Below are 24,143 nucleotides of genomic sequence, written 5' to 3'. Positions count from 1 at the left end.
AAGTGTGATAAGTCCAGTTTTTATGCGGATAACTAGATTTTTATGCTATTTTTATGGTAAAAATAGTCTAAATCACTCGTCTAATCGAATAAACATCATTGCGTTAAGTAAGGAGATGAGTGCGACCGTATTAATATTATTGGAATAGATCAGTCTCTTGTTCTCAATGGGAGGAATAACAAAATTAGAAATGATGATATCGTAAGGTGATTCTTTTAAAGAATCGATTGATAATTCTAATTTATTCCAAACTTCAAGTTCAAAATTATTACTGCAATAATAAGAAAGTGTCTCTGCTACCGATCTTGCATGATACTGATCAAAATTACTCATGACTAAAACCTTTAATTTAGGCTGATTTTGTAAAAGATTCAGCACTAAATGTTTGCTGTGAGTGATAAGAGTATAGGATAGATGGTTGACTTTCATTGGTGTGCTATAGATATCCAAAGTCTCTAGGTAATGTTCAATCCCTTTTTTAATATCTGAAACAAATTGAGGGAAAATATTTTGAAAGTTCTTGATTGTATTCCCTTTTTGATCAAATAGAATAAACTCTGTAGATAGTTCCTGACGGTGCAGATGTGCTGTATTATGCAAATGCCAAATAAGATTGTCATTATTGTCTATTTTTAGATTATATTTGCTTTCTATCTGATCAATTAAATCACTTAATAATTGATACGAATTTTTTACATAGCTGTCTGTTTTTGCGCAGCTCATAAATAGATTTTCATCAATGAAAAACATTTTTTGAAAATAGGAGACAAATAATTGACCTATCACTTCTTTATTCAAAGAGATATGATATTCAGAATCAAAGCTCGCTACAATGTCTTCGATTCCTTCTGCCTGCATGAAAGATTCTAACAATTGATTATTAAAAGAATCTTTCTCAACTTCCAAGAAATGACCAAACTTTATTCGATATAAATTTGTAACCAGGAGCAATTTTAACATTCTTTGAGTTGCGAAATTGACAGGAAATGCAGTTTCTTTATAGACCAGTTCTAACAGCTTACACAAAGGTTCTACTGAAAAATCTGTAAAGGGCCATTCAAGAAAATAATATTTTTCCGAAAAATATTGTGCAAAAAAATAACGGATATCAATCTCATCTCCAATAATCCGAGCTGGATTGAGACTAATTTTAAAATTATATTGTTTTTTTATAATTTTGTTAATGTGACTGATTATACGATAGAGTGATGAAGAACTTATATAAAACTCTTTACAAATACCCTCAGTTTCATATCCTTCGTTAAAGAAGATGAATTCTAAAATTGAAAAATGGGTTGAATGCTTAAAAAAATGGTGATAGACCATCTCAATATCACTATCATCGGTATTAATGATACGTATGCCATTAGTGGACGAGTGAAAAATCAATTGAGGAAACGCAGACTTGACATGGGATAAATCATCCTTTACTGAACGTTCTGTACGATTCAATAGTTCAGCCAGTTCAGAAATATGAAACCAGCGTTTGTTTTTAAATAGTAGTTCTAATAGTTCTAATTGCCTGTGGCTCTTTTTAGACAGTAATTCTCGCATTAAAATATTATCTTTCTTTATATAGTGTTTTTATTATCAGGCAATTATACCATATTTTATGCATTTAACCTCGTTTAACAACTCTAAAATATATCTAAAAATGCTGATAAAAGCCTATAGAACAAGGAATTCTTATCTTTGCGTATCTATAGTACATATAAACGGAAAGAAAACTAAGTTGAATTATTATGTTTCCAAGTTGGAAAATTATATAATTATGTTAATCAAAAAATAATAGTAAAAAATATTATTAAACAATTTTGATTTAGAAAAAATTAGAAAGGAGAATCAATATGCTTTGGTCTATTATTGTTGGAGGTGTTATTGGTCTTATTGCTGGATCAATCACTAAAAAAGGCGGCTCAATGGGTGTTATTGCAAACGTTGTTGCAGGTTTAGTTGGTTCTGCTGTCGGTCAGTCACTTTTGGGAACTTGGGGTCCTAGTTTGGCTGGTATGGCCTTGCTTCCTTCTATCATTGGTGCAGTTATTGTAGTAGCTGTTGTATCATTTTTTGTAGGTAAAAAGGCATAAATTGTCTTTTTACTTTCAAAATACAATTTAAAATTTAATGATGTGAGGATTCAATATGTCAAAATCAAGAAAAATACTTTCCCTTATTTTCTGTATTTTAATCTTGACAATTTTGATTCCTGTTTTGCTAGACTTTCATAAAGTCAGCGGTCTGGGGCTCCAGTTATTTAGCTGGAAGTTATTCACTTGGAAGCAGATTCCTTTTGTGGGTTACTATCTTTCTAGGTATGTTTTCTGGGGCACTGTGGTTTTAGCAAGCTTAATCTTATTACTGATGTTAGTGATAGTTTTTTATCCTAAGAGACGTTTGGAAATTCAGCTAGCTGATGCGGATGGAAAACTGATGCTGAAAAATTCAGCCATTGAAGGGTTTGTTCGTAGTCTGTTAACAGAACACGGTTTAATTAAAGATCCTACAGTTTCAGTAAATAGCCGTAAAAACAAATGTATGGTTTCTGTTAAAGGGGCAATTGTTCCTTCGGAAAACATCATCAAGAGAAGTCAGTTGATTCAAGAAGAAATTGCGTCTGGATTGACAGAATTCTTCGGAATCAATCATAATGTCAAGCTTAAAATCTCTGTCTCAGACTTCAAGCCAAAAGAAGCGGCTAAAAAAACTACTAGTCGTGTAAAGTAAGGAAGTAAAAAATGGAATGGTTTAAAAAATATCAATATCCAATCTTGTCTGGATTAGCAGGCATTATTCTAGCGTGTTTTATCCTATCCTTTGGCTTCTTTAAGACTCTATTTGTCTTGATTTGCGCTACTCTAGGGGCAGGAATTGGATATTATATTCAAAACAAAAATATATTTAAATAAGAATAAAGGAGTTTAACATGTCAAATAAAGATGTTAAAGATGTTGCAAAAAAAGAAGTTGCTCAAGCAGCTCATGAAGTAAAAGGTGAATTGACTTACGATGATAAGGTCATTCAAAAAATTATCGGTCTCTCTTTAGAGAAAGTTTCAGGTTTGCTGGCTGTTGACGGCGGCTTCTTCTCTAACATAAAAGATAAATTGGTCAACTCTGACAATGTCACTCATGGTGTCAATGTTGAAGTTGGTAAAGAACAAGTAGCTGTTGACTTGAATGTTGTTGCAGAATATCAAAAGAATGTTCCTGCTTTATACAAAGAAATCAAGAAAGTTGTTGTAGAAGAAGTTTCTAAGATGACTGATTTGGAAGTTGTTGAAGTAAATGTCAATGTTGTTGATATTAAAACGAAAGAACAACACGAAGCGGATTCAGTAAGCCTTCAAGACCGAGTGACAGATGTTGCTGAATCAACAGGTGAATTTGCTTCAGAGCAATTCGAAAAAGCAAAATCTGGCATTAGCGGTGGCTTCTCAGCTGTTCAAGAAAAAGTTGGCGATGGTGTAGAGGCTGTTAAAGATGCTGCATCAAATGAAAAAGCTCGCGTTCGTTAATTCTCTAACCAAGATTAGGAATTCTTATATTCTTTCATTGCTTTAAAAATGGAAACTAACAACGGAGGTATCAAATATGTCTACAGAAGAAAAATTCAACCAAGCTAAAGGTTCTGTTAAAGAAGGCCTTGGCAAATTAACTGGTGATAAAAAAACAGAAAAAGAAGGAGCTGCTGAAAAAGTAGTTTCTAAAGTTAAAGAAGTTGCAGTAGATGCCAAAGATGCTGTTGAAGGCGCAATCGAAGGCGTTAAAAATATGGTTAAAAAAGACGAAAAATAAAACCAATAGTTGATTTTCCTTATAAAAAGTCTTTGTTAACTATAGTAACTAAAAAGAGAGAACATTTAATCCTGTTCTCTCTTTTTTGTGTATTTGGCTAGGAAAATTGTTCCTATTCCTTGTTTTTAGTTGGAGTTTCTTTCTTCTCCTTCTCCTTATCAATTTTTTGAAGTTCATGGTCATTTTTATATTGAATAATATACTCGACTATGTCTTTTTCGGTCAAGCGATCATTGGATAATTGAGAAATTTGAATTGAAAGATTTTTCAAGCCATAATCGTTTTGTTTACTAAGAATTTCTTTCAATTCCTCATCTGAAAGATAGTTTCCTGAAATAGTTAACTTTAAAGTATTATTTTCTTTATCATAGTTCTTTTTTAGGATTGTGTTGTCTTTAAACTGATCAGATAAGTATTTATTTATTTATAGATTCATTGATTAAGGTCTCTCTCACTAAGGTAGTCGCTGAAACCAAACTTGGAATAATAAGAATAAGCGAAACTAGAATTAATATTTTTCGCATTTTATAGGCTTCTTGATTGTGTTTAATGTAATGATTTTTCACCATAGTTAAGCTCGTCCCTATGTATGTAGCAAGCATAATAAAACTACAGTTAATGAAAAATAAGTAGGATGCTCCTAACATAAACTCAAAGTTTCCTGTTGCTATAGCATAGCCGACAGTACATACTGGGGGCATAAGAGCTGTTGCGATAGCAACTCCAGGTACAATGTTATTTGCTTCTTTTTTTCGTGCTCCAATAACTCCAGCTACCCCACCCACAAAAGCTATAACTACATCCCAAATTGTTGGTGAAGTTCTGGCAATAATTTCTGAACTTGCATAAGAAATTGGAGAAATAAAAAAATAAATCGTAGATGCTAAGAGGCTTAACAAAACTTGAATAGAAAGAATTTTAAACGACTTTCTGAGCAGTTTCATATCTAGTATTGCTAATGAAAAACCAATTCCAATAATAGGTGTCATTAATGGAGAAATCAACATTGCCCCAATGATAACTGGAGTGGAATCCATGTTTAAGCCAATAGATGCAATCAACATTGCACATAACAAGGTAGCTAAATCGCTTCTTGATAAATCTAAATCATCGTAGAGCCTATCTCTAAATTCAACTAAAGAATAAAGTTTATCCTCTTTTAAAATTTTTCTCATAATAGTATTCCCCTTATTAAAGTCCTCTAAATTATAAATTCATGCAAAGCAATGAATGAAATAAGTAATATTCCAAATAAAATACCGTAAGAGGTATATAACCGCTATTTATTTTAACATAAAAATATTACGATTAGAATCTAATTTCTGAGAAGAGGTTTCTTAACATTCTTGCTGGATTAAAAAAGCAACATATACTGAATTATTAACCAAATAACAAAACAGCATTAGTTTGTCACGGCCTTTTTTCTTTGTGTAACTACTTTTTCAAAAAACTTAAAATATTTTTGTATTTTTAATGTGTAAACGCTTGCAAAAATCTAAATAGAGTACTATAATAGAGTTAAGGAAATAGAAAGAAAGGAAGCCAAATTCATTCGCTTTTAAGTTTACTTTGTTGGTATAGTTGTTTGTAATACATAAGTAGTTGCTTTACTTGACATATTGGTTGAATTGTCAGACAGGCCTGCTTAGCTTGCCTGATTGTAACGATAGTATAGAAAGTAGAAGCTTTTAGATGGTTTTCAAACTTCGAGAATTCAATCAATAGTGCTTTATTATGTTATAGAGATTTCCAATGCTAAGATAAAAAGAAAATCATTAGCGGTTGAAGGAATTAAAAGTTTATAAAAAATAATAAAAACAATAAATAAAAAATTGTTATTCAGTTACACCTTGGATGAACTGATTGCTCTCATACCAGCGAAGTAAACCAGACCTCTAGCCGAGTAAAGCTAGAGGTCGTTTTTTGCTACGATTGGCATGCCGTGTATCTGGGGTGAGAGCCCTCTGGGGCCTTTTTTCTTGCACTTTGCAAGTATAAGATACCGTTGACGGGAAAGGGTTTTCATTGTATATTTATATTAGGGATGATGATTGGAAAACAATTAGCAGTTAGGAGGGTATGATTATGCCGATTATAAGAAAAGTTCAAGTGTATCTTTTGCTTCTGTTTTTCTCCTTGAACAGTGTCTTGCCAAGTCAGATTGTCTTTGCGGAATAGTGGCAGAATGGTGTCTAAAGATTTGATTGACAAATACCGCTGGATTTCGCTGATTCAGTACAATGGCATGCGGGTCAGCAAGCGGATGCTCCGATACTATGGTGTTGACTGGTGATAAGCAATTTGCAAGACCATGTGAGCCAATAAAAGGTGAGAAACCCGAATATCATACAGCTTGATATTCGGGTTTTTGGAAAGGTAAAGAGAAAATGAAGCTGAAAAAAGAAAAATGTCGGCACCAGCTGTTTGACTATGAGGCCGACTATGTCATCTGCCCGGCCTGCGGTGAGCCTATTGCGGAGAATATACCGAATAATCCCAATTTCAAGCTGCAGATGATTCGGCGGAGTCGGAAGTATAAAAGATTTTTAAGGTGGAAAAAAGGTTATTTCTTTTTCTTGTTTTTAATATTATTTTTAATGTTATTCATTATCTTCAATTATCAATTCTTGGATAGTTTAGTGATTAAAAGCTACGGGATTACAGGTATTGATTCTTTTGAGCCTATTCTCAAACGGAGCTTCTACCCCTTCAAAGATGTTGTAGAGACAGCGGCCGTCCTCACTTTTATTCTTGCAGGACCTCAGCTTGATAGACGAGAATGGCTGAGACGCTGGCATCTTCAAAAGCATGCACATTACTATTTGGCATCATATCTGTATCCAGTAATCAGAGTAGCAAATTATATTCTGTTAATTTATCTAGGCAGTGAATTTTGGAGTAAGCTTATTTATTTAGAAGAGATGGACTTGTTGAATTATCACTTAGGTGGTCAGGAACTGATTTACGCTAGCGCGGTCTATGCTAAGGAAAATCTTCGCGGCCTCTACATTGTGCTGGGCCTTAATTTTCTTGCAGACTGCTGGCTCTTTTTCTACCAGCGCTTGGCTATATGGGTGAATCGTTTTTAGGATTTATGAAAGAGTATGAATATGAAAAAAGAAAAATGCCGCCACCAACTGTTTGACTATGAATCCGACTATGTCATTTGTACGGCCTGCCTCTTTCTGCCTCTGATCTTTCCTTGCCATATCGGTCTTTGGGTAGCAGTGATTGGAATTTTGACGACCTAAATCCTGCCCGGCTTTCTCAGTAATCCCAATCACAGTTTTGTCTCGGTTGATCTCAGCCCTATCGATTTTCCTCATTTGATTGAGCGGCTGTTTCTTTTGGACATTATCACTTTTGGGTAGAAGTTGATTGGGCTTTCCGAGCATTTCGGTAATGAAAATTTCTCCCCCCTGTCTGTCCTACACTACTTGTAATAAGCTAGAACGTAGATTTTCAATGAGGTTTCTGCTTATAGAGGTAGCGCTTCCGATTCTAAGCTTGATAGCTAGCCTGCTGTTCTTTTCTGCTCATGCTCTGGCAACGGTCGGGCTGGCTTTCTTGGTTACAGCTGCGATAATGGTTTATTTTGTCCGTTTTAATCTGACTGGCAAAGCCTAACCCTAAAAAGGGACAGTTTGCGGCTGTTTCTTTTTTGCTGTCGGTGTGTTTTTTCGTGGTTAGAAAAATAGCTTCATTCTAAGTGACAATGGAAAAACAATTTTTCTTTGTTTTGAAAAAACATGAAAAAATGCTATAATAGGTTAGATATGCAAACCATAGGTTTGCAAGACTGTAATTCGACTTGGCTAGCCAAGGACCGTTAGTAATAAAATAAAGAATCTTTGATAAAAGTGAGGTTCTGAAAATTGAATAGGAGAAAAAATGAGCAAGAGCAATATTAAACTGATTGCTTTAGGCGGCGTACGTGAAAATGGTAAAAACCTCTACGTTGCCGAAGTGGATGATTCCATTTTTGTATTGGATGTTGGGCTGAAGTACCCAGAAAATGAGCAGTTGGGCGTGGATTATGTTGTTCCCAACATGGACTATTTGTTTGAAAACAAGAAGCGAATTGCGGGTGTCTTTCTGACACACGGGCACGCGGATGCGATTGGTGCTCTACCTAATCTTTTGGCAGATGCTAAGGTGCCGGTTTTTGGATCAGAGTTGACGATTGAGCTGGCTAAGCTCTTTGTCAAGAATAACGATGCAGTTAAGAAGTTCAATGATTTCCATGTGATTGATGAAAATACCGAGATTGAATTTGGCAAAACCGTGGTTTCTTTCTTCCGGACGACTCACTCGATTCCTGAGAGTTTGGGAATTGTCATCAAGACCAGAAAAGGCAGCATCGTTTATACAGGTGACTTCAAGTTTGATCAGTCTGCCAACCCGTCCTACGCGACAGACTTTGGCCGTCTGGCTGAGATTGGCCGTGAGGGCGTTCTGGCCTTGCTCAGTGATTCAGCCAATGCGGACAGTAGCGTTCAAGTGGCTAGTGAGAGCGAGGTTGGCAAGGAAATCGAAGATACGATTGCTGACTGGGATGGCCGCGTGATTGTTGCGGCGGTTGCCAGCAACTTGTCTCGTATCCAGCAGGTCTTTGATGCAGCTGCTGAGACTGGCCGCCGAGTGGTTTTGACAGGTTTTGACATTGAAAATATCGTCCGTACAGCGATCCGGCTCAAGAAGCTGTCCTTGGTGGACGAACGCCTCTTGATCAAGCCTAAGGAAATGTCCAAGTTTGAAGATCATGAGCTGATTATCTTAGAGACTGGCCGGATGGGTGAGCCTATCAATGGCTTGCGTAAGATGTCAATCGGCCGCCACCGCTATGTGGAAATCAAGGAAGGCGATTTGATTTACATCGTCACGACGCCGTCAATTGCCAAGGAAGCGGTCGTGGCTCGCGTGGAAAATATGATTTATCAGGCGGGGGGCATTGTCAAGCTGATTACCCAAAACCTGCGGGTTTCAGGTCACGCAAATGCGCGTGATTTGCAGCTCATGATTAACCTGCTGCAGCCTAAGTACCTCTTCCCGATTCAGGGTGAGTACCGCGGCTTGGATGCTCATGCCAAGGCTGCCATGGAAGTCGGCATGCTGCCGGAAAATATCTTTATTCCTAAGCGTGGCAGCATCATGGAATACGACCATGGTGATTTTGTGCCGGCTGGTGCAGTATCAGCTGGAGATGTCATGATTGATGGAAATGCGATTGGTGATGTAGGCAATATCGTCCTGCGCGACCGCAAGGTCTTGTCTGAAGATGGTATTTTCATCGTGGCACTCACGGTTAACCGGAAGGAAAAGAAAATCATTTCCAAGGCTAAAGTACACACCCGTGGATTTGTCTATGTCAAGAAGAGCAGAGATATTTTGCGTGAAAGCTCTGACATTATCAATAAAACAGTGGAAGATTATCTGGCGCAGGATAGCTTTGACTGGGGTGAGCTGAAGGGTGCTGTCCGTGACAGTCTGGCCAAATATCTCTTTGACCAAACCAAGCGTCGTCCAGCTATTTTGCCGGTTGTTATGGAAGTGCGGTAAAAATCTGAACACAAATACAAGAAAAGTCGGGCTTCGGCTTTTTCTTGTCAGGAAGATACGAAGGAGAAATGCGAATGGCAGTGATGAAAATAGAGTATTATTCTGAGGCTTTGGAGATGGAATGGGGCGTCAATGTCCTCTATCCGGACGCAGCTCGTGTGGACAAGCCGGATGATAAGGACATTCCTGTTTTGTACCTGCTTCATGGTATGAACGGGAATCACAATAGCTGGCTCAAACGCTCAAATATTGAGCGTCTGGTTCGCTCGACTAATCTGATTGTTGTCATGCCTAATACCAGCAATGGCTGGTACACCGATACTCAGTACGGCTTTAACTATTACGAAGCCATCGCTGAGGAGCTGCCTCGGGTGCTCAAGCGCTTTTTCCCAAATATGTCAGATAAGCGGGAGAAGAATTTTATCGCTGGTCTTTCCATGGGCGGATACGGAGCCTTTAAGCTGGCTCTCAAGTCTAACCGTTTTTCATACGCAGCTAGTCTTTCTGGCGCTTTGAGTTTTCTTGATGCTCGTCCGGATAATGCTGAAATGGCAACGCCAGCCTATTGGCGAGGAGTTTTTGGAGACTATAAAGACTGGACTAGCAGCCCTCACTCGCTGGAAAGTATAGCCAAGCAATCTGATAAAAAGACCAAGCTTTGGGCTTGGTGTGGCGAAGAGGATTTTCTCTACAAGGCCAATCAGGAGGCAGTGAAAAACCTGCAAGACTTGGGCTTGGAGATTACTTACAGCCACAGTCCAGGTAAGCATGAGTGGTATTACTGGGAAAAGCAGTTGGAGAATGTGCTGGCCTGGCTTCCTATCGACTTCCAGCTGGAAGAGCGCCTGTCGTAAAAATAGACTGAAAAGTCGTATTCTGCCCTCAGAGTATGATATAATGTTTACGTTTGAAAATCGGAGTGGGAATGATTCCCCGAAATACAAATAGGAGAATGGAACTTTGACAAAAGCGATTCGAGTGCGTTATGCACCAAGTCCGACTGGACTTTTACACATCGGAAATGCGCGGACTGCGCTCTTTAACTACCTCTATGCTCGTCATCATGGTGGAACCTTCATTATCCGTATCGAGGATACTGACCGCAAGCGCCATGTAGAAGACGGGGAACGCTCTCAGCTAGAAAACCTGCGCTGGCTGGGTATTGACTGGGATGAAAGTCCTGAGACTCACGAAAACTACCGTCAGTCTGAGCGCTTGGATATTTACCAAAAATACGTCAATGAACTCTTGGACAAAGGATTAGCTTACAAGTCCTATGTAACTGAGGAAGAATTAGCGGCTGAACGCGAACGTCAGGAGGCAGCTGGTGAAACACCGCGTTATATCAATGAGTTTCTAGGTATGTCAGAGGACGAGAAGGCAGCCTACATCGCTGAGCGCGAAGCAGCGGGCATCATTCCAACGGTTCGTCTGGCTGTCAATGAAGCTGGTGTCTACAAGTGGAGTGACATGGTTAAGGGCGAAATTGAGTTCGAGGGTGGCAATATCGGTGGCGACTGGGTTATCCAGAAGAAAGACGGCTACCCAACCTACAACTTTGCTGTGGTTATTGATGACCATCTGATGGAAATTTCGCACGTTATTCGGGGGGATGATCACATTGCCAACACACCTAAGCAACTCATGGTTTATGAAGCTCTGGGCTGGGAAGCTCCAGAATTTGGCCACATGACCCTGATTATTAACTCTGAAACAGGTAAGAAACTGTCCAAGCGCGATACCAATACCTTGCAGTTTATCGAGGATTATCGCAAGAAGGGCTACCTAGCAGAAGCAGTCTTTAACTTTATTGCACTGCTGGGCTGGAATCCTGGTGGCGAGCATGAGATTTTCTCTCGCCAAGAGTTGATTGAGCTCTTTGATGAAAAACGTCTCAGTAAGTCCCCTGCTGCTTTTGACCAGAAGAAGCTGGACTGGATGAACAACGAATACATCAAGAATGCAGATTTTGAAAGGATCTTTGAACTGGCTAAGCCTTTCCTTGAAAAAGCAGGACGTCTTTATGAAGAGCCAGAAACTTTGCCACAAACTAAAAATAGAGGACTGCGTCAAGCTAATAACAATTCTGGATTCGGAACGCTTGGTTTTATGTCGGTCAATCAATTGTTTAATTATGAACTGCCTGATTCAGATTCAATTCTTACTGATATGACTAAGACTACTAAGAAAGCAAGAAAGCTTGTAGAGCTCTACAAACCACAAATGAAGTCTGTAGACGAAATCGTGCCGCTGACAGACCTCTTCTTTGCGGACTTTCCAGAGTTGACAGATGCGGAGCGTGAGGTCATGGCTGGTGAAACGGTACCGACCGTGTTGACAGCCTTCAAAGAAAAGCTAGAAGCGATGTCTGATGCAGATTTTGTGACGGAGAATATCTTCCCACAAATCAAGGCTGTCCAAAAAGAGACAGGGATCAAGGGCAAAAACCTCTTTATGCCGATTCGGATTGCCGTTTCTGGTGAAATGCATGGACCAGAGCTGCCAGATACCATTTATCTATTAGGCCGCGAAAAATCTATCCAGCATATCGAAAACATGCTGAATCAAATTCAATAAGATAAACCAGCTTTCAAGCTGGTTTTTACTTTGCAAATTTTTATTTTTATGTCACAATTGTAATAAGAAAATACCTTAAGGAGAGAAAAATGAAAAAATGGATCATCATCTTGATTGGAGGGCTGGTAGCCTTACTCGTACTAGTAACCTGTAACCAAAAGAAAGAGCAGACGAATCCTGCTTCCAACAATTCTAAAGTAAGTTCGACTAGCTCTGAATCTTCTAAAAAGTCTGAAAGAGGGGCCGATTCGAGCGAACTTGATGGTCAAGCGTACAATCAGGAAACTTCTGATACAGGCTCTCAGCAGAATTCGGAAACTGAAGCTGAAAAGTCTGCCAAGGAAACTAGCAAAGGAGAGAAAGAGACGGCATCAACTTCTAGTTTGGATATGAAGGCTATTGCTTCTGGGGATTTTTCCAGCATGATTGGTACTTGGCAGGATGCCAAAGGGAACAGTTATACATTCGATGCATCAGGTATCGAGTCGGAAGTTGCCAAGCTTGAGACAGGAGATTACTCTGGGCCAGATGAAAATGGGATTTACCGAGCAGGGATTCGTTGGAAAAACCAAACCGGTGCTGCCTTTCTTATAATTCCAGCAGGAAAGAGTCTGCCAGCTGGGGAGACTGTCAATGGGACGGATCCGACTGATATCAGTCAAGATCGTTTCATCATCACCCAGAGTGTTTCCGAACATCCCGATGTTTTTTACCGCGTAAAATAAGGAGTCTTGACAGACTCTTTTTTTTCTTATTTTGAGTCCAGTATATAATATATTGATTTTGAATAAAAATTGATAAAACGCTTTTATTTTAATAAATATTAAATTTCCTCTTGACATTCGCATTTTCATACAGTAGAATGTTTAAAAATAAAATGTAGAAGGATAGAGGTAATCGCATGGTTAAAGAGAAAGTCATTTTAGCGTATTCCGGCGGCTTGGACACTTCGGTGGCTATTACTTGGCTGGACAAGGATTATGATGTAATCGCGGTCTGCATGGACGTAGGTGAAGGAAATGATCTGGATTTCATTCATGACAAGGCGCTGAAAGTTGGCGCTATCGAATCACATGTTATTGATGTTAAAGACGAGTTTGCGGAAGACTACGTCTTGGTTGCTCTGCAAGGACACACCTTCTACGAACGAAAATATCCTCTAGTGTCCGCTCTGAGCCGACCTTTGATTTCTAAGAAATTGGTTGAAATTGCTCACAAGACGGGGGCGACAACCATTGCCCATGGCTGTACCGGAAAAGGAAATGATCAGGTTCGTTTTGAAGTCGCTATCGCATCCTTAGATCCCAGTCTCAAGGTCATCGCTCCAGTTCGGGAGTGGAAATGGTCTCGGGAAGAAGAAATCAATTACGCTAAAGCTAATGGTGTGCCAATTCCTGCAGATCTGGATAGCCCCTACTCAGTCGATCAAAACCTTTGGGGACGAGCCAATGAGTGTGGTGTCTTGGAAAACCCTTGGAATGAAGCCCCGGAAGATGCCTATGATTTGACAGTTGCGCCAGAAGCAGCGCCAGACAGCCCAGTCTATGTAAATATTGACTTTGAGGCTGGCGTGCCAGTTGCTTTAGATGGCAAAAAGATGAAGCTGGCGGACTTGATTCTTGAGCTGAATGACTTGGCAGGACAGAACGGAGTCGGGCGGATTGACCATGTGGAAAATCGTCTGGTAGGGATTAAGTCTCGGGAAATCTATGAATGCCCTGGGGCAGTGACTCTCTTGGCTGCCCACAAGGAAATCGAGGATCTGACTCTAGTCAGAGAACTGGCCCATTTCAAGCCGATTATCGAAAACGAGCTGTCTAATCTCATCTACAATGGCCTCTGGTTTAATCCAGCGACAGAAGCTCTGATTGCCTATCTCAAGTCCACCCAGCAGGTGGTCAATGGCACAGCTAGGGTGAAGCTTTATAAGGGGTCTGCGACAGTCGTAGCGCGTAAGTCTGACAATTCTCTCTATGATGAAAGTCTGGCTACCTATACCAGTGCAGATACCTTTGACCAGGATGCCGCGATTGGCTTTATCAAGCTATGGGGGCTTCCATCTAAGGTTCACGCAGAGGTTCAGGCTCACAAGGACAAATAGAAAGGGGATTTCCTATGGCGAATCATAAACTGTGGGGCGGACGTTTTGAAGCCTCTCTGGAAGGCTGGGTAGAGGAATTTGGCGCCAGCATTGGCTTTGACTATCGTCTGGCTCCCTATGATCTGCAGGGTAGCCTAGCCCATGTCAAAATGCTGGGTCAGACAGGAATCATTGCTCTAGAGGAAGCAGCTGCTATTCAGGCAGGCTTGGAAAAGCTGTTGGCGCGTTATGAATCTGGAGAGCTTGAGTTTGATGTGCGGAATGAAGATATTCATATGAATATGGAGGCTCTTCTGACCGAGGAGATTGGGCCAGTGGCTGGTAAGCTTCATACGGCTCGCTCCCGTAATGACCAGGTGGCGACAGACATGCACCTCTATCTCAAGGATCAGCTCGGCCAGATTGCGGATAAACTCTTGAATTTGCGCCAGGTGCTGCTGGACTTGGCTGAGGAGCATGTAGAGACTATCATGCCAGGCTATACCCATCTGCAGCATGCCCAGCCGATTAGCTTTGCCCATCATCTGCTGGCCTATTATCAGATGTTCAGCCGTGATAGTCAGCGCTTTGCCTTTAATCTGGAGCATACGGATTTGTCTCCTTTGGGAGCAGCAGCTCTAGCGGGGACGACGTTTGCAATTGACCGGGAGCTGACGGCTGAATTATTGGGCTTCAAAGGCATTTACCACAATTCCTTGGATGCGGTCAGTGATCGAGACTTTATTCTGGAGTTTCTATCTAACAGCAGCATTCTCATCATGCATCTGTCTCGTCTCTGTGAGGAGCTGATTAACTGGTGCAGCTATGAATACGGCTTTGTCAGTCTGTCAGACACCTTTAGTACTGGGTCTTCTATCATGCCGCAAAAGAAAAATCCGGACATGGCGGAGCTGATTCGGGGGAAGAGCGGCCGGGTCTATGGCCATCTCTTCAGCCTTCTGACGGTTATGAAATCCCTGCCCTTGGCCTATAATAAGGACCTGCAGGAAGATAAGGAAGGCATGTTCGATACAGTAGATACCATCCAAAAATCGCTGGATATTATGGCGGGTATGCTGTCTAGTATGACAGTAAACAAAGAAAAAATGCTGGTTTCAACTCAGCAGGATTTCTCCAATGCGACAGAATTAGCTGACTATCTGGCCAAGAAAGGACTGCCTTTCCGGGAAGCCCATGAGATTGTCGGGAAGTTGGTGCTAGAATGTAGCAAGGTAGGCTATTATCTACAGGATATTCCGCTGAGTCGCTATCAGGAAGTATCGTCGCTGATTGAGGAGGATATTTATCAAGCGCTTGAATCACAAACGGCTGTACAAAAGCGGAATTCCCTTGGCGGGACAGGATTTGCACAGATTCGTCAGGAGTTGGAAAGAGCTAAGAAACAGCTGGAAAAGAAATAAGATATAGGGAACACCGCAAGGGAATTGCGGTGTTTTTTAAGTGAATTGACCTTTTAAATATTTGCAAAAACAGCGTCATAGCAGGACTTATTGGCATTTTCGAAAAATATGGTATAATAGATATAATTTTGGTGGATGGAGTTGAGTTTTGAGAAAAAACTATCGCGTCAAGAGCGAAAAAGATTTTAATGCGATTTTTAAAAGAGGACAGAGTTTTGCTAATCGAAAATTTGTCGTTTACATGTTAGAAAAAGAGCAAAAGCATTTTCGAGTAGGAATTTCTGTCAGTAAAAAGCTGGGGAATGCAGTGGTTCGCAATCGTATTAAAAGAAAAATTCGCCATGTCTTGATGCAGCATCAGAAACAGTTAGTCCAGGCAGACTTCGTCGTTATCGCTCGTAAAGGAGTGGAAGAGTTGGACTACCACCAAGTTGAACAAAATTTATTGCATGTATTAAAAATTGCTAAACTTTATCAGGAAGGATTCATTTGTGAAACAGAAAAGTAAATTAGGGATTTTGCTGGTTGTCTCGCTGCTCTTTCTCACAGCCTGCGGAACCAGTCAAGTAACGGCCGATTCACATGGCTTTTGGGAGAAGCTGGTCTATTTCTTTGCGGACACCATTCGGTTTCTATCCTTTGGTGGAAGCAAGGGAATTGGGATTATTCTCTTTACCTTGATTATCCGGACAGTTCTCCTGCCTGTCTTCCAATTCCAGACCACTTCTTCGCGCAAGCTGCAGGAAGTACAGCCCCATATCAAGCAGCTGCAGGAAAAGTATCCTGGTAAGGATATGGAGAGCAGAACAGCCTTGGCTGAGGAAACTCAAAAGCTCTACAAAGAAAAGGGTGTCAATCCTTATGCCTCATTCATTCCGCTCTTTATCCAGATGCCAGTGCTTTTGGCTCTGTTTCAAGCCTTGACTCGGGTTGATTTTATGAAAACAGGTCACTTCCTCTGGCTCAATCTAGGAGCGACAGATCCGACCTTTATTCTTCCGCTGTTGGCGGCTCTCTTCACTTTCTTCAGTACGTGGCTTTCAAATAAAGCCTTGCCTGAGAGAAATGGGGGGATGACAGTCATGATGTACCTAATGCCAGTGATGATTTTCTTTTTTGCCCTTTATGCGGCGAGCGGGGTAGCCCTCTACTGGGCGGTCTCCAATGCTTATCAGGTGGTTCAGACTTTGCTGTTGAGCAATCCTTTTAAAATCATTGCTGAGCGGGAAGCCAAGGAACGGTCAGAGCGTCAATTGGAACAGAAAAAGAAACGTGCCCTGAAAAAAGCACAGAAAAAGAAAAAGTAAGTAAGAAGGAGGACTCTTGCAATGGTTATTTTTACAGGAGCAAGTGTTGAAGAAGCCATTCAAAATGGTTTAAAAACGTTGGATATTCCACGGATGAGAGCGCATATTACTGTTATTTCTCGTGAGAAAAAAGGCTTTTTAGGCTTGTTTGGCAAGAAGCCAGCTCAGGTGGATGTCGAGCCTATTGCTGAGACGACAGTTGTCAAGGCCAATCAAAAGGCTGTAAAAGGTGTTCCCGAAGAGATTAACGCTCAGAATGAACCTGTGCAGTCTGTCAGTGAAGCGACGGTTGATTTGGGCCGTGTGGTGGCTGCTATCAAGAAGGTCGAAGGAGAAGGCGAAGTTATCTCAGACGAGGTCAAGGCTGAAATTCTTAAAAATGACAAGCAAGCTAATACGATTTTAGAAGAGACGGGCACCATTGATCTTCTCAAGACCAATCAAGCTATTGATGAGTCAATTGCTCAAGCAGAAGCGGACGATAGCAAGGTTATCTCTTTTGACCAAGCAGCTAAAGACAAGGCTGAGCCGACAGAAACAGAAGAAAGCTCTTTTGCTGACTTAGGCATCCAAGTCGAAGCAGACTATGATATTGAAGAAGTAGTTGAGAATGTAACGAACTATGTTCAGAAAATCGTTGATGAGATGGATGTTGAAGCGGGCATTTCTAGCAGCCACAACCGCCGTACCATTAACATGCAGATTGATACCAATGAACCGGGGCGCGTGATCGGATACCACGGAAAAGTCTTGAAAGCTCTGCAGCTATTGGCACAAAACTATCTTTATAACCAATATTCTAAGAGCTTCTATATTTCCATTAATGTCAATGACTATGTTGAGCATCGGGCTGAAGTGCTGCAAAGTTATGCGCAGAAACTGGCTCAGCGAGCTTTGGAAGATAGACGCGGTCAGCACACTGACCCTATGTCTAACAGCGAGCGCAAAATTATCCACCGCATCATCTCTCGCATTGATGGCGTGACTAGCTATTCCGAAGGCGACGAGCCAAACCGCTATGTCGTTGTGGATATTGACAGCGAATAAAAAGAAAGCCAGCAGAGATGCTGGTTTTTGCATATAGAAAGGATTTTTTATGTCACTTTTTCCAGCTATTGAAAGTTATCTGCCTCATCAAGGGGCTAAGTATATATCTCCAGACAAGGCAGGGCAGCTGCGTGAGTCTATGTTGAAGTTGAGAGCTAAGGGTCAGGCAGCACGCAAAGAGTTTGCTGACTTGGTCAAGGATTTTCAGAGCCTCTATCCTAAGCTGACCTTGGAGCGAACCAGCCAGTGGATGAATCAAGCGCAGATACTGCGGCCCCATTTTTGGAATTATCTTAAAGGCTATGGGGAAATCACAGAACCAATGTTTGCTCTGCGCTTGTATGGAAGTGCAGAAGATTTCGGAGTGTCGCTGGAGGTGAGCTTCATGGAGCGCAAGAAAGATGAGCACAGCCTCAGCAAGCAAAATCGGGTCTTGGAGCCACCTATTCAGCCGCCAGCTTACTATTTTGCTCAGATAGATGGTGTGAGTCAGCGCTTTGAAGGCACTGAGGAAAATCGTCAGCTTCTTACTCAGCAGCTGACGGTTGGTCAAGTTCGTAAGGTCTTAGTCAAATACGATGTTCCCCTTTCTCTGGCTGCTTCAAGAGAGCAGGTGCTGTCCCAGCTGCAGGCGGCCATGACAGCCTTAATTCCCTTTTATGAAGCGACTCGGACTTTATGATTACGTTTACAAAGAGAAAGTTATTTAAGTAAGTATTGACAAAAGCCTCGGAATCATATAGAATAGTAAAGTATGTTTAGTAACTGATCACAACTAGCCGGCTAAACGAATACAAGAATCTAAGAGGAGGTATTCATCGTGAAACGTACTTATCAACCAAGTAAAATCCGTCGTGCGCGTAAACATGGTTTCCGCCACCGTATGTCAACTAAAAACGGTCGTCGTGTATTGGCAGCTCGCCGTCGTAAAGGACGCAAAGTTTTGGCTGCTTAATCCAAACGATTTATCAAGAAACCGGCGGAGACTCGAGACCGCTGGTTTTTTTGCCTTAAATTTATTGACTAAAGTTGATAGACTGGCAGGAAAGCTCCTCTTTTTGGCCAGTGTCTTTATTTATGACTTCTACATACCAGTCTCCTTTGTAGCTAAATAGTTTGATAAATTGAACCTGAAGAGACTGCTGTTCATACTTAATTGGAAAAAATTCTTCCTGCCTATGTAATAAAATATCGAGAATTATTCGCAACTGAGAGTTGTTGATTGTTTTCCTGACTTCTGGTTGAAGGATTTTCTCAATTTTTGTGATCTTGCTTAACTGCTGTTCTGAAATCGAGTTTTCAAATTTTTCTTTTAATTTTTGCAGGTCTATATCAAAAGGACACATATTGTAGTTTTCCAGAGTCAGCATGGAAAAATATAAGGCAGAAATTTCATCTATGGAGAAAATAATAGGAGATAACAAGTCGTTGCTAAGAATTTTATAACTGCCATTCCGGCCTAAGTCAGAATAAATTGGAATGCCTAACGTTTCAAGGCTGGCAATATCACGAAGGGCAGTGCTTTTTGAAATATGATATCGATTCATAATATCTTTTAGATTGAATTGTCTTTTCTTATTGAGAAAAATAAGCATATCGTTAATTCTTTGAGATTTATTCATGAGAAACTCCATATTTTATTAAATGGTTTCAAAAAATGATACCTTTTTATATTATACTAGTTTTAGAGAAAATAATAAAGGAGTCAAATATGAATCAATATTTTAAGGCCTTATTGGCAGAACAGACAGAAATGGCTCTAGCTACTTCTGTAAAGGATATCCCAAATGTAAGAATTGTCAATTTTTACTATGATGAGGAGACAAAGAAATTGTTCTTTATATCATTTAAAAATAGTCATAAAATCCAAGAGCTGGCAATCAATAATCGTATTGCTCTTACAACAATCCCGAAAGGTGATGGGAGGTATATCCGGATTCAAGGGAGAGTCAAAGAAAGCCAGCTTTCTATTGAGGATATAAAAAGCGTTTTTATTCAGAAGTATCCTTATTATCAAGCTATTATTGAGCAACACAGCAACTCCTTGCAACTTTTTGAGGTATCTTTTTCTGATGCCTTCTTGGTCTTAGATAATAATCAAGTTGAGAAAATCAAACTATAAGGAGAAAATAGATGGTTGAGATAAAAAGGTGCGATTGGGCTGAAAATAGTGAGCTTGAGAGAAATTATCATGACCATGACTGGGGGCGACCTGTGCATGACGAGCATAAACTCTTTAAAATGTTGATTTTGGAAGGTCAGCAGGCGGGCTTGAGCTGGCAAACTATTTTGTCAAAAATGGATGCTATGACAGAGGCTTATGAAAACTTCGATCCTGAAATAGTCTCCAACTATGACGAGCAGAAGATTGAAGAATTGCTTAGTGATCAAAGAGTGATACGAAATAGGCTGAAAATAAAGGCAGTTATAAAAAATGCTAAAGTCTATTTAAAACTAAAAGAAGAATATGGTAGTTTGGATTCTTATATTTGGTCTTTTGTAAATAATGAACCGATTCTTAATTCATGGTCCAGTATTGAAGAGGTGCCCGCTCGAACAGATCTATCCGATAAAATTAGTAAAGAACTCAAAAAGAAAGGTTTTTCTTTTGTTGGTTCTACGACTGTATATGCCTTTATGCAGTCCATTGGCATGGTCAATGATCATTTGCTGACCTGTGATTTTAGGATATAATCATTTTTCTTTGAATTGGAAAGGTGAGCGGTCTATTATTGAATGCTGGTAAATGATGTAAAAAAGGAGAATAAAACCAGAAAGAAACTGTTTTTCTTTCTGGTTTTTTGTGTATAGTTAAGTACAGTTGCTTATTTTGCCACTGGTAAAAGCATTGGATACAGATAGCAGAGCAAGGTAAAGCTAATCAAGGCGTAAAAGATGCCGATGCGGATAGCTTGGATAGGTTTGTAGAAGCGAATCAGAGTCAGTATGCACCAGACTAAGAGAACTAGGATGAACCAAGCTGAAATCAAGCGCAGTGGTGTTGGTCCGTAGAGATAGATGTAGATTCCAAATAATTTCCAGCCAGCTAGTAAAGCTAGCAGACCGGTAAAGATAAAGAGAATAGTAGCTGCGAATCGCGTCCCTTTCTGATCCCAGAGCGGTTTTTTGGCAATCAGATAGAAGACACCTAGGACTGCAAAGTTAAGGATAGACACCCGAACCAGCTGCCAGAAGCCAGCTACGGCAACAGTTGAGGCATTCTGGGGAGAAATAGCCTGAGCTACTGTTCCGGCGCTTAGGAGCTGACCGAGTTCCCCCAGACCCGTCAGGAAAAAGAGCGCATAGGTCAGGCAGAGGCTGCCGATGATAATGTAGGCTGCGAAAGCGGGTGCTACTCGCAAAGGGCGGATGCTTGCTTGGAATTTTTTGTAGCTAAGTTTAGTATCTTTTTTGCCTAACAGACTGCCGGCTAGGAGGCCGTACAAGTACAGACTGACAGGAACAGCCAGGCAGGCCTTGAAGAGAATCATGCTGCTATCAAGACTTGAAAAGAGGGAGTCAAGGAGGTTCTCAATGAAATCAGCGGTATTGCTGAAGAAAGAGGCAAAGCTGTCTGAAACCTGACTCAGTTGGGACCAGACAAAGTAGACCAAGATTCCTGCGACAAAGAAGCTGCTGACGATAATCGCGAGCTGTTGGGCTTTCTTTGAAGACAGACTGTCAGAGCTTTCGGAAGAGTCCTGCTGCTTGCCTTCTATAAAGACTAGAATGGCAGCAATGAAATTTTTAAAGGGCAGGATGCAGAAGGCTTGAATGGCATCAAACCAGACCAGGATCCCCAAACGCCCCTGGCTTAACCAGCCGGTGCGAGACAGAATATAGAAGGCGAATGAGATGTGGATGGCTAGAAATTGGAAAAATTCTAGCTGACGATAAAGCCCCCAGAGACTTAAAGCCAGAGCTTGAGCTAGCGTCATGATCAGAAAGCTTCTAGCCTCTAATCTGCTGTCAAGATTTTTTATCTGCAGAGATGGATAGGCTAATTTCCTGATTAAGGCCTCGCTTAATAATATAAGGCCGATTGCAAAAGGGAAAAAGGATGCAGTTTGATAATTAAAAAATACTGCAGAGTAAAAGTAGGTTAAAAGATAGAGGATTAGATAGCTGATTTTAAAGAATCGCAGTTGCTTGTCCTCTAGGCCAGTGAAGATGGTCTGTCTTTCCTCCTCTGCGGGCAGACAAGGCTGGACATTCATCTGATCTGGTGCTGGATATTCCATAATTATTTCTCCTCCTCATCGTCAGGGATATACTCCAAAATATCGCCAGGCTGGCAGTCTAATTCACGGCAGAGAGCGTTGAGTGTTGAAAAGCGGACAGCCTTGGCTCGATTATTTTTTAGGATAGATAGATTGGCTGGTGTTAGGTCAATTAACTCTGCTAAACGGCCAGCGCTGATGCGCTTTTGCGCCATGACAAGGTCTAAATTTATCTGAATCATAAGACCTCCTAAATAGTGTAGTCCACTTGATCCTGCAGCTCAATGGCCTTGCCAAAGGCGTTGCGGATGACACGGATAATCAGGGTCAAGATACTGCAAGAAACAGTGACTAAGAGCATAGGGAAATAAGCTGTCAGTCCCATAAAGAGGGAGATAAGAGCCACAGTACCCACTTCCCAGCCAAGGTAGCGCATGTACTGAACATTTTGTGTGATAAAGACCTGATTTTTACCGATGCGGCTCAGGAGTCGATAGAGATGGACAATGCAGGCCAGTGCTAGGCAGCCGAGGACATAGCCAAACAGCAGCAAGATCCAAAAGCGTGTCTCTCCTTGAAAGAAAGGAGAGGGAAATTCAATAACTAGGTTGACGACCCAAGGTCCTAGGGCTATCAGGATAATGGAAGCAATAAATAAAAGGCTGATACTGATTTTTGTAAGAGTAATGCTCATATCTTCAGCAGTCTTTTTCATTTTGTCTGTCATAATTTCCTCCGACTAACGTTTCATTTCTTAGTAACTATAACACGAATATTATCGATAATCAATAAGAAAATATCGAAAAAAGATAAAATCGGTCTTAAGGACTAGATGAAAGTTTCTAAAAAAGTTCTTATTTTATAGAGATGGATTTCTTGTCTGGAGATGAACAGAGTAGAAGACGATGAATATTTCGCCTGATTTTTGGTATAATGAAAAACAGGAATTGTATACTATTTCTGGTCAGAAGCGGAGTATGTGTAAGGAGGGAAGAGTCTGTGGGTGTAAAGCTTGTTCATTATCGTAGTAAGTTATATGAATTTCTCATGGTGCCTGCCATCGTTTCAAGGGATGATAAACATATGTGGAAGGATTTACGGCAGAATCAAAAGGAGCTGCTTCTTGATGTACAGCCGCACTATGATAAGCTCTATCAGGCTTTACTTCCTTTGAAAAGCGAGCTTGTTGCGGTTAGTTTGTTTGAAGGAGCTACGGTGGGACTGGCTCCGCTCTTCTACCTCTACTTACTAGAAAAAGGAGAAGATCCGGCCAATCCGCATGACTTGTTAGAATGTCTGAAAAAACTAGATGCGGAGCAAATCATCTATTGCTTATCACTTAAGCTTTCTAAAGGGGAAGTTACCAAGGGATATCCTGAAGATCTGCTGGATTTTATAGAGAATAGTGACAAGTCTCCGGAAAACAAATGGTACTGGTACCAAGCTATTCAGCATCCAGAGAAGCTTCGGGACAAATTGGTTTCCTTGCTGGAACGAGTGTTCGAGCTCTATCAGCCTATTTATGAGCAGTTTGAGCAGGAAGTACTAGCTTTTGAACAAGAATTTAACCTATCTTATGTGATGGATGATGAAGAGCAGAATGCCAAGCTCCTTGAAAAGGGCACACAAGTATTTGTTCTGTCACCCATGTTTATTGACTCTTTTCTCGAAAAGGTTCCTGGTTTCACCTCCTATTCCTTAGTCCTTTCGACGAGAAGTTCCCAGTTATCAAAGGCGGAATCGGAGCTTAACGATGAAACATTGGCTCTGACCTTCAAAACTCTTGGAGATGAAACCCGCTATAAAGTCTTGATTGAATTGATTCAGCCGCATGCCAAGAATAAAGATATAGCTAAAAAACTGGGGCTTACAAGAGCCTCTATCTCATTCCATACGCAAAAGCTCCTAAATTCTGGCTTGCTGGAGCTTGTGGTGGATGATGATTCGGTTAAATACACGGTCAATAAAGAACTGATTCAAAAAATTATAGAGAAGTTCAAACAGGACCTAACATAGTTTCAGAAGACCTGGATTCATTCTAGGTCTTCTTTTTGTAAAATAATAATCTAATAAAAATTTGACAATCGACTAATTAATTGTTATGATTTGTTAAACAAAAATCTAACAAGAGTAAAGGA

General features: G+C 40.6%; 27 protein-coding genes and 1 pseudogene. 22 read left to right on the top strand and 6 right to left on the bottom strand.

The window, feature by feature from the left end; translation table 11 throughout:
- Positions 1–72: 72 nt before the first annotated feature.
- Positions 73–1,554, bottom strand: coding sequence for a M protein trans-acting positive regulator PRD domain-containing protein (locus RWX26_RS10370; RefSeq protein ID WP_314581506.1), 1,482 nt, complete (start codon positions 1,552–1,554; stop codon positions 73–75).
- A 293-nt stretch (positions 1,555–1,847) separates the two neighbouring features.
- Here RWX26_RS10370 and RWX26_RS10365 point away from each other — a divergent pair, with 293 nt between their 5' ends.
- The 5 genes from RWX26_RS10365 (at position 1,848) to RWX26_RS10345 (ending at position 3,794) form a co-directional block, all read left to right on the top strand.
- A complete protein-coding gene (locus RWX26_RS10365) occupies positions 1,848–2,087 on the top strand; it encodes a GlsB/YeaQ/YmgE family stress response membrane protein (RefSeq protein WP_002899160.1) in 240 nt (79 codons plus the stop codon).
- A 55-nt stretch (positions 2,088–2,142) separates the two neighbouring features.
- The gene (gene amaP, locus RWX26_RS10360; protein WP_002899157.1) at positions 2,143–2,724 is read left to right on the top strand and encodes an alkaline shock response membrane anchor protein AmaP; all 582 of its coding nucleotides are present in this window, start codon (positions 2,143–2,145) and stop codon (positions 2,722–2,724) included.
- An 11-nt stretch (positions 2,725–2,735) separates the two neighbouring features.
- Positions 2,736–2,906, top strand: a complete 171-nt coding sequence (locus RWX26_RS10355; RefSeq protein WP_002899156.1) for a DUF2273 domain-containing protein — start codon at positions 2,736–2,738, stop codon at positions 2,904–2,906.
- Between the two features lie 17 nt (positions 2,907–2,923).
- Positions 2,924–3,514: an Asp23/Gls24 family envelope stress response protein gene (locus RWX26_RS10350; RefSeq protein ID WP_002907890.1), complete on the top strand. Its 591-nt coding sequence runs from the start codon at positions 2,924–2,926 to the stop codon at positions 3,512–3,514.
- A gap of 76 nt (positions 3,515–3,590) precedes the next feature.
- Positions 3,591–3,794 carry a CsbD family protein gene (locus RWX26_RS10345; RefSeq protein ID WP_002908609.1) on the top strand — a complete coding sequence of 68 codons (204 nt, stop codon included), beginning with the start codon at positions 3,591–3,593 and terminating at the stop codon, positions 3,792–3,794.
- 112 nt (positions 3,795–3,906) lie between these two features.
- On the opposite strand, the pseudogene RWX26_RS10340 reads toward RWX26_RS10345, so the two are convergent.
- Positions 3,907–4,969, bottom strand: a pseudogene (locus tag RWX26_RS10340) (TIGR00341 family protein).
- Between the two features lie 1,212 nt (positions 4,970–6,181).
- Between RWX26_RS10340 and RWX26_RS10335 the strand changes: the two are divergent.
- The 14 genes from RWX26_RS10335 (at position 6,182) to rpmH (ending at position 18,740) form a co-directional block, all read left to right on the top strand.
- Positions 6,182–6,883: a hypothetical protein gene (locus RWX26_RS10335; RefSeq protein ID WP_268697476.1), complete on the top strand. Its 702-nt coding sequence runs from the start codon at positions 6,182–6,184 to the stop codon at positions 6,881–6,883.
- 21 nt (positions 6,884–6,904) lie between these two features.
- The gene (locus tag RWX26_RS10330; protein WP_172633372.1) at positions 6,905–7,045 is read left to right on the top strand and encodes a hypothetical protein; all 141 of its coding nucleotides are present in this window, start codon (positions 6,905–6,907) and stop codon (positions 7,043–7,045) included.
- 214 nt (positions 7,046–7,259) lie between these two features.
- Complete coding sequence (locus tag RWX26_RS10325) at positions 7,260–7,421, top strand: hypothetical protein (protein ID WP_002908616.1); 162 nt, start codon at positions 7,260–7,262, stop codon at positions 7,419–7,421.
- Between the two features lie 264 nt (positions 7,422–7,685).
- Positions 7,686–9,353 carry a ribonuclease J gene (locus RWX26_RS10320; protein ID WP_124764993.1) on the top strand — a complete coding sequence of 556 codons (1,668 nt, stop codon included), beginning with the start codon at positions 7,686–7,688 and terminating at the stop codon, positions 9,351–9,353.
- Between the two features lie 74 nt (positions 9,354–9,427).
- A complete protein-coding gene (locus RWX26_RS10315) occupies positions 9,428–10,207 on the top strand; it encodes an alpha/beta hydrolase family protein (RefSeq protein ID WP_002916601.1) in 780 nt (259 codons plus the stop codon).
- A 106-nt stretch (positions 10,208–10,313) separates the two neighbouring features.
- Entirely contained in the window at positions 10,314–11,930 is a 1,617-nt protein-coding gene (gene gltX / locus RWX26_RS10310; protein ID WP_314581500.1) for a glutamate--tRNA ligase, read from the top strand.
- 89 nt (positions 11,931–12,019) lie between these two features.
- Positions 12,020–12,655 (top strand): DUF6287 domain-containing protein, encoded by a 636-nt coding sequence (locus RWX26_RS10305; RefSeq protein ID WP_314581498.1) that lies wholly within the window; start codon positions 12,020–12,022, stop codon positions 12,653–12,655.
- A 176-nt stretch (positions 12,656–12,831) separates the two neighbouring features.
- On the top strand, positions 12,832–14,031 hold the full coding sequence (locus RWX26_RS10300) for an argininosuccinate synthase (protein ID WP_314581496.1): 1,200 nt from the start codon (positions 12,832–12,834) through the stop codon (positions 14,029–14,031).
- 14 nt (positions 14,032–14,045) lie between these two features.
- The gene (gene argH / locus RWX26_RS10295) at positions 14,046–15,431 is read left to right on the top strand and encodes an argininosuccinate lyase (RefSeq protein ID WP_314581495.1); all 1,386 of its coding nucleotides are present in this window, start codon (positions 14,046–14,048) and stop codon (positions 15,429–15,431) included.
- A 148-nt stretch (positions 15,432–15,579) separates the two neighbouring features.
- Positions 15,580–15,939, top strand: a complete 360-nt coding sequence (rnpA, locus tag RWX26_RS10290; RefSeq protein WP_002917781.1) for a ribonuclease P protein component — start codon at positions 15,580–15,582, stop codon at positions 15,937–15,939.
- Positions 15,923–16,738, top strand: a complete 816-nt coding sequence (locus RWX26_RS10285) for a YidC/Oxa1 family membrane protein insertase (protein ID WP_314581493.1) — start codon at positions 15,923–15,925, stop codon at positions 16,736–16,738. The genes rnpA and RWX26_RS10285 overlap by 17 nt, the downstream gene beginning before the upstream one ends.
- 21 nt (positions 16,739–16,759) lie before the next feature.
- Positions 16,760–17,785, top strand: a complete 1,026-nt coding sequence (gene jag, locus RWX26_RS10280; protein ID WP_314581490.1) for an RNA-binding cell elongation regulator Jag/EloR — start codon at positions 16,760–16,762, stop codon at positions 17,783–17,785.
- A gap of 49 nt (positions 17,786–17,834) precedes the next feature.
- Positions 17,835–18,467 (top strand): HI_0552 family protein, encoded by a 633-nt coding sequence (locus tag RWX26_RS10275; RefSeq protein WP_314581485.1) that lies wholly within the window; start codon positions 17,835–17,837, stop codon positions 18,465–18,467.
- A 138-nt stretch (positions 18,468–18,605) separates the two neighbouring features.
- On the top strand, positions 18,606–18,740 hold the full coding sequence (gene rpmH / locus RWX26_RS10270; protein WP_002893904.1) for a 50S ribosomal protein L34: 135 nt from the start codon (positions 18,606–18,608) through the stop codon (positions 18,738–18,740).
- Positions 18,741–18,801: 61 nt separating this feature from the next.
- Here the strand turns inward: rpmH and RWX26_RS10265 are convergent, their stop codons facing one another.
- A complete protein-coding gene (locus tag RWX26_RS10265; protein WP_314581482.1) occupies positions 18,802–19,419 on the bottom strand; it encodes an HTH domain-containing protein in 618 nt (205 codons plus the stop codon).
- Between the two features lie 23 nt (positions 19,420–19,442).
- Between RWX26_RS10265 and RWX26_RS10260 the strand changes: the two genes are divergently transcribed.
- Together RWX26_RS10260 and RWX26_RS10255 are read left to right on the top strand one after the other, a co-directional pair.
- Positions 19,443–19,907, top strand: coding sequence for a pyridoxamine 5'-phosphate oxidase family protein (locus tag RWX26_RS10260; RefSeq protein ID WP_314581481.1), 465 nt, complete (start codon positions 19,443–19,445; stop codon positions 19,905–19,907).
- Positions 19,908–19,918: 11 nt separating this feature from the next.
- Positions 19,919–20,479, top strand: coding sequence for a DNA-3-methyladenine glycosylase I (locus RWX26_RS10255; protein WP_011837569.1), 561 nt, complete (start codon positions 19,919–19,921; stop codon positions 20,477–20,479).
- A gap of 131 nt (positions 20,480–20,610) precedes the next feature.
- Here the strand turns inward: RWX26_RS10255 and RWX26_RS10250 are convergent, their stop codons facing one another.
- From RWX26_RS10250 to RWX26_RS10240, 3 genes are read right to left on the bottom strand one after another with little or no spacing between them, the layout of a single operon-like run.
- Positions 20,611–22,026: a DUF4153 domain-containing protein gene (locus RWX26_RS10250; RefSeq protein ID WP_314581478.1), complete on the bottom strand. Its 1,416-nt coding sequence runs from the start codon at positions 22,024–22,026 to the stop codon at positions 20,611–20,613.
- A 2-nt stretch (positions 22,027–22,028) separates the two neighbouring features.
- Entirely contained in the window at positions 22,029–22,247 is a 219-nt protein-coding gene (locus tag RWX26_RS10245; RefSeq protein ID WP_002899126.1) for a helix-turn-helix transcriptional regulator, read from the bottom strand.
- 8 nt (positions 22,248–22,255) lie between these two features.
- On the bottom strand, positions 22,256–22,732 hold the full coding sequence (locus RWX26_RS10240; RefSeq protein WP_149565810.1) for a DUF2975 domain-containing protein: 477 nt from the start codon (positions 22,730–22,732) through the stop codon (positions 22,256–22,258).
- A 206-nt stretch (positions 22,733–22,938) separates the two neighbouring features.
- Here RWX26_RS10240 and RWX26_RS10235 point away from each other — a divergent pair, with 206 nt between their 5' ends.
- Complete coding sequence (locus tag RWX26_RS10235) at positions 22,939–24,021, top strand: winged helix-turn-helix transcriptional regulator (protein ID WP_314581474.1); 1,083 nt, start codon at positions 22,939–22,941, stop codon at positions 24,019–24,021.
- Positions 24,022–24,143 lie beyond the last annotated feature (122 nt).

It is taken from the genome of uncultured Streptococcus sp. (assembly GCF_963536705.1).
Lineage (GTDB): Bacteria > Bacillota > Bacilli > Lactobacillales > Streptococcaceae > Streptococcus.
The sequence above is the reverse complement of the archived record's forward strand: the minus strand, read 5'-3'. Positions and strand labels throughout refer to the sequence as shown.

Excerpts from the sequence above, each read along its gene's own strand:
- RWX26_RS10325 (WP_002908616.1), top strand. The coding sequence starts at position 7,260 with ATGAGGTTTCTGCTTATAGAGGTAGCGCTTCCGATTCTAAGCTTGATA.
- RWX26_RS10240 (WP_149565810.1), bottom strand. The coding sequence starts at position 22,732 with ATGACAGACAAAATGAAAAAGACTGCTGAAGATATGAGCATTACTCTT.
- RWX26_RS10305 (WP_314581498.1), top strand. The coding sequence starts at position 12,020 with ATGAAAAAATGGATCATCATCTTGATTGGAGGGCTGGTAGCCTTACTC.
- RWX26_RS10365 (WP_002899160.1), top strand. The coding sequence starts at position 1,848 with ATGCTTTGGTCTATTATTGTTGGAGGTGTTATTGGTCTTATTGCTGGA.
- RWX26_RS10350 (WP_002907890.1), top strand. The coding sequence starts at position 2,924 with ATGTCAAATAAAGATGTTAAAGATGTTGCAAAAAAAGAAGTTGCTCAA.
- RWX26_RS10265 (WP_314581482.1), bottom strand. The coding sequence starts at position 19,419 with ATGGAGTTTCTCATGAATAAATCTCAAAGAATTAACGATATGCTTATT.
- RWX26_RS10355 (WP_002899156.1), top strand. The coding sequence starts at position 2,736 with ATGGAATGGTTTAAAAAATATCAATATCCAATCTTGTCTGGATTAGCA.
- RWX26_RS10300 (WP_314581496.1), top strand. The coding sequence starts at position 12,832 with ATGGTTAAAGAGAAAGTCATTTTAGCGTATTCCGGCGGCTTGGACACT.
- amaP (WP_002899157.1), top strand. The coding sequence starts at position 2,143 with ATGTCAAAATCAAGAAAAATACTTTCCCTTATTTTCTGTATTTTAATC.
- RWX26_RS10255 (WP_011837569.1), top strand. The coding sequence starts at position 19,919 with ATGGTTGAGATAAAAAGGTGCGATTGGGCTGAAAATAGTGAGCTTGAG.
- RWX26_RS10370 (WP_314581506.1), bottom strand. The coding sequence starts at position 1,554 with ATGCGAGAATTACTGTCTAAAAAGAGCCACAGGCAATTAGAACTATTA.
- RWX26_RS10235 (WP_314581474.1), top strand. The coding sequence starts at position 22,939 with ATGAAAAACAGGAATTGTATACTATTTCTGGTCAGAAGCGGAGTATGT.
- RWX26_RS10245 (WP_002899126.1), bottom strand. The coding sequence starts at position 22,247 with ATGATTCAGATAAATTTAGACCTTGTCATGGCGCAAAAGCGCATCAGC.
- RWX26_RS10330 (WP_172633372.1), top strand. The coding sequence starts at position 6,905 with ATGAAAAAAGAAAAATGCCGCCACCAACTGTTTGACTATGAATCCGAC.
- RWX26_RS10275 (WP_314581485.1), top strand. The coding sequence starts at position 17,835 with ATGTCACTTTTTCCAGCTATTGAAAGTTATCTGCCTCATCAAGGGGCT.
- RWX26_RS10335 (WP_268697476.1), top strand. The coding sequence starts at position 6,182 with ATGAAGCTGAAAAAAGAAAAATGTCGGCACCAGCTGTTTGACTATGAG.
- RWX26_RS10320 (WP_124764993.1), top strand. The coding sequence starts at position 7,686 with ATGAGCAAGAGCAATATTAAACTGATTGCTTTAGGCGGCGTACGTGAA.
- RWX26_RS10260 (WP_314581481.1), top strand. The coding sequence starts at position 19,443 with ATGATACCTTTTTATATTATACTAGTTTTAGAGAAAATAATAAAGGAG.
- jag (WP_314581490.1), top strand. The coding sequence starts at position 16,760 with ATGGTTATTTTTACAGGAGCAAGTGTTGAAGAAGCCATTCAAAATGGT.
- argH (WP_314581495.1), top strand. The coding sequence starts at position 14,046 with ATGGCGAATCATAAACTGTGGGGCGGACGTTTTGAAGCCTCTCTGGAA.
- RWX26_RS10345 (WP_002908609.1), top strand. The coding sequence starts at position 3,591 with ATGTCTACAGAAGAAAAATTCAACCAAGCTAAAGGTTCTGTTAAAGAA.
- RWX26_RS10315 (WP_002916601.1), top strand. The coding sequence starts at position 9,428 with ATGGCAGTGATGAAAATAGAGTATTATTCTGAGGCTTTGGAGATGGAA.
- RWX26_RS10250 (WP_314581478.1), bottom strand. The coding sequence starts at position 22,026 with ATGGAATATCCAGCACCAGATCAGATGAATGTCCAGCCTTGTCTGCCC.